Consider the following 3654-nt stretch of genomic DNA (forward strand, 5'->3'; position numbering starts at 1 on the left):
ATACAACCTATGATATCATTGTACGTGATGCCAATCTATGTCCGTCAGCAGCACAACAACAACCAATTACAGCACCCACTACACCTATTACTATTTCGGGTACTCAAACCAATGTGCTGATCTTTGGTCAAAACACAGGAGCTATCGATAGTAATCTAAGCGGTGGAAATGGTGGATATATCTATAGCTGGACTGGACCTAATGGGTTTTCTTCTAATAAAGAAGATATATCAGGACTATTTGCTGGAACCTATACACTGGTAGTGCAAGACAATCGTTTTGGAAGTACTTCCGATAATGCTGGATGTACAACTACCACAAACTTTATCATTACAGAACCTGATGAATTATTGGTCACTATTGATTATGAAACAGCAACCTCTGATTTGCAATGTAATGGTGATGATAATGCTAGAATACTCGCTACAGTATCTGGTGGTATTGCTCCTTTCTCTTATAGCTGGTCTAAAGAAACATCGCTAGGATCTGGAGTCTTTACCCCATTATCTGATACTTCTTCTTTACTCATTGGAGCAGATGCTGGAAATTATCGTGTAACAATCACTGATAATAGTACTGCTACTACTAATGCTGAGTTTGTAATCACTCAACCAGATCCTTTAGACATTACTTTTACACAAGTAGATGTCGATTGTTTTGCAGATCCAACTGGTGTTATTGATATTACAGTAGCTGGGGGAACACCTCCTTACAATTACCTATGGTCTAATGGGGCTACTTCTGAAGATCTTTCTGGAATCTCCTCAGGTGATTATAGTGTGGATGTTACAGATGCAAATGGGTGTCCTATATCATCTACTATCATTACAATCACCCAGCCTATCACTCCTATTTCTATATCCAATACTACCATTACGAATCTTACTGGTTTTCAAACAGCCAATGGAGGTATTAGTATTACCGTAGCTGGTGGAACTCCTGGATATACCTACCAGTGGAGAGTAGATGGTACCTCTACTGTGATTGGGACTGATGCTACTATTACTAATCTACAGGCTGACACCTATGAAGTAACCATTATGGATGCGAATAACTGTATCCTAACAGGTACTTTTATCGTAACTCAACCAGAGCTTCTGGAGGTATCCGATATACAACCCGATAGCTCTATACTTTGTTTTGGAGATCAAACAGTATCTCTAACAGCAACAGTCATTGGTGGAGTAGCACCTTATACATATCAATGGTATAATACTTTGGATAACACGACTATCCTGTCTACTACAGATACTGTTATGAATCTAGGAGCTGGAACCTATGAAGTAGCCATTATGGATGCTAATGCAAACCTGGCATCTGATACATTTACGATCATAGAACCTCCTGTATTACAAGCCTCCTATACATCCATAGATGTTTCCTGTAATGCAGGAAACGATGCTAGTATTGATCTAACCGTTCTTGGAGGAACACCTCCTTATGCCTTTTTCTGGAGTAATGGGGACAATACCCAAGATATCTCTGGACTTAGTGCAGGAACATATACTCTAACTGTTCGAGATGCGAATCTTTGTGAGGCCAACCTCTCTATTGATATAACAGAACCTGCAACTGGACTGAGTATTAGCAATGTTGATATTACTGATGCTTCTGGTAACGCACTCAATAATGGTAGTATTCAGGTAACAGCAGCAGGAGGAACTCCTGCATATACCTATCTATGGACCGATAACACCAATACCACCGTAGGAACTAATAGTAATCTATTAAATAATGTAGGTGCTGGAAGTTATTTCTTAACCCTTATGGATGCTAATGGATGTGTGCTTGGCCCTATTGAATATATCGTAGCAGAACCTGCTCCTCTACTAGTAACTACTACTCAAACTGCAATTCCTTGTTTTGGTGAAAACGGAGAACTCCTCGCCAATGTAACAGGTGGTGTACCACCATATACCTATCAATGGTTTGATGCTGGTAATACGGAAATCAGTACTACTGATACTACTGGACCTATTCCTACAGGAACATACCGAGTCGTAGTACTTGATGCCAATTCAAATCAAACAGAGCAAATCAATATCAACCTCACACAACCCAACCTTCTGGAGATTACTAATATTAATATCACAGAGGTAGGGTGTTACAATGGTACTGATGGAAGTATTACTATCACAGTAACTGGTGGTACTGGTAATTACACCTATCAATGGAATACATTAGGATCCTCAACAAATACGCTTTCAGGAATAACTGCTGGTGATTATAACGTAATGGTTAGTGATGAAAATAATTGTACTACAACAAGTGGAACCATTACTGTCACTCAACCTGTAGTATATGATATTACCAATGTCAATATTATCAGACCTTCTGCAACAGGAACTACCGATGGTAGTATTGCCATCTCCATTACAGGAGGTGTAGCTCCTTATACCTATCAGTGGACCGATAACCTAGGTGCGGTAGTACTACTGGAAGCTAATGTAAATAACTCCTCGAGTACCTTAGCAAATCAGGCAGAGGGAACCTATAACATCTTAGTCACGGATGCTGATGGATGTACCATTAATGATACCTATAACCTTGCCAATCCTGGTGAACTACTAGTAAACATCAATCAAACACAGCAAATCAATTGCTTCGGAGGAAGTGATGGTATCTTGGAAGTCATCACTACAGGTGGTGTTGGTGGAAATAACTATCAATGGTTTGATGCAAATACAAATACGCAAATCGGAAATAACAATATATTAAACGGTGTTGCTGTAGGGGATTACTATATCATTGTAAGTAATGCTGAAGGAATCTCTGAACAAAGTGCAGTATTCAATGTATCCCAACCATTAGCAGTTATTGGAAACCTTGTAGAGGATAATCCTGATTGTTTTGGAGCTAACGATGGAAGTATTACTATCACTGCTGCTGGCGGAAATGGTAGTTATGCATATCGATATAGAATCTTAAACGGTACTTATAGTGCCTGGATCCCTTTTGATAATGGAGTTACTACACAAATCACAAACCTGATTGATGGAATATATCAGATACAACTACAGGATAGTAACGGATGTTTCTATGAAGATCTTGGAACTATTGGTGTATTGTCTACAACTTTAAATCAACCAGATCAGTTACTAATAGGGTCTGTACTATTGAACGACCCTACTGGGTTTGGACTCTCTAATGGTAGTATCATAACTACCACTACTGGAGGAACGCCTCCTTACACATATCAATGGTCTGATACCAATGGGGTATTGACAGAAACTTCGGCAACCCTTGCTGGAATTACAGCAGGAACCTATACCTTACTTATTACAGATGCATTAGGATGCCAGACTTCTCAAAGTTTTACACTCAATCAACCTGAGGAGTTAGTAGTATCAACTGAAATTGTAAATATTGTATTGTGTAATGCAGATACCAATGGTAGTATCAGAGCAATCACAACTGGTGGAATTGGAACCTATACCTATCAGTGGTTTACTCAAGGGAACACAACAGTCATTGGAACTACAGCCATACTATCAGGTGTGGGAGCTGGAAGCTATTATGTAATCGTCACCGATAGTAATAATAATACAGCTCAGAGTACAACTTTGCAGCTTACACAACCTGATGCACTACAACTAAGCTTAACTGCTGATTTTATACTTTGTGGTGATGGAAATGACTGGAACATCCAAAGCA

General features: G+C 39.3%; 1 protein-coding gene. It reads left to right on the top strand.

Features of this window, described 5'->3' with window-relative positions:
* On the top strand, positions 1-3654 hold a 3654-nt coding region (locus tag QBK95_RS22790), incomplete at both ends, for a beta strand repeat-containing protein (RefSeq protein WP_280936872.1).

The organism is Aquimarina mycalae (assembly GCF_029906345.1).
GTDB lineage: Bacteria > Bacteroidota > Bacteroidia > Flavobacteriales > Flavobacteriaceae > Aquimarina.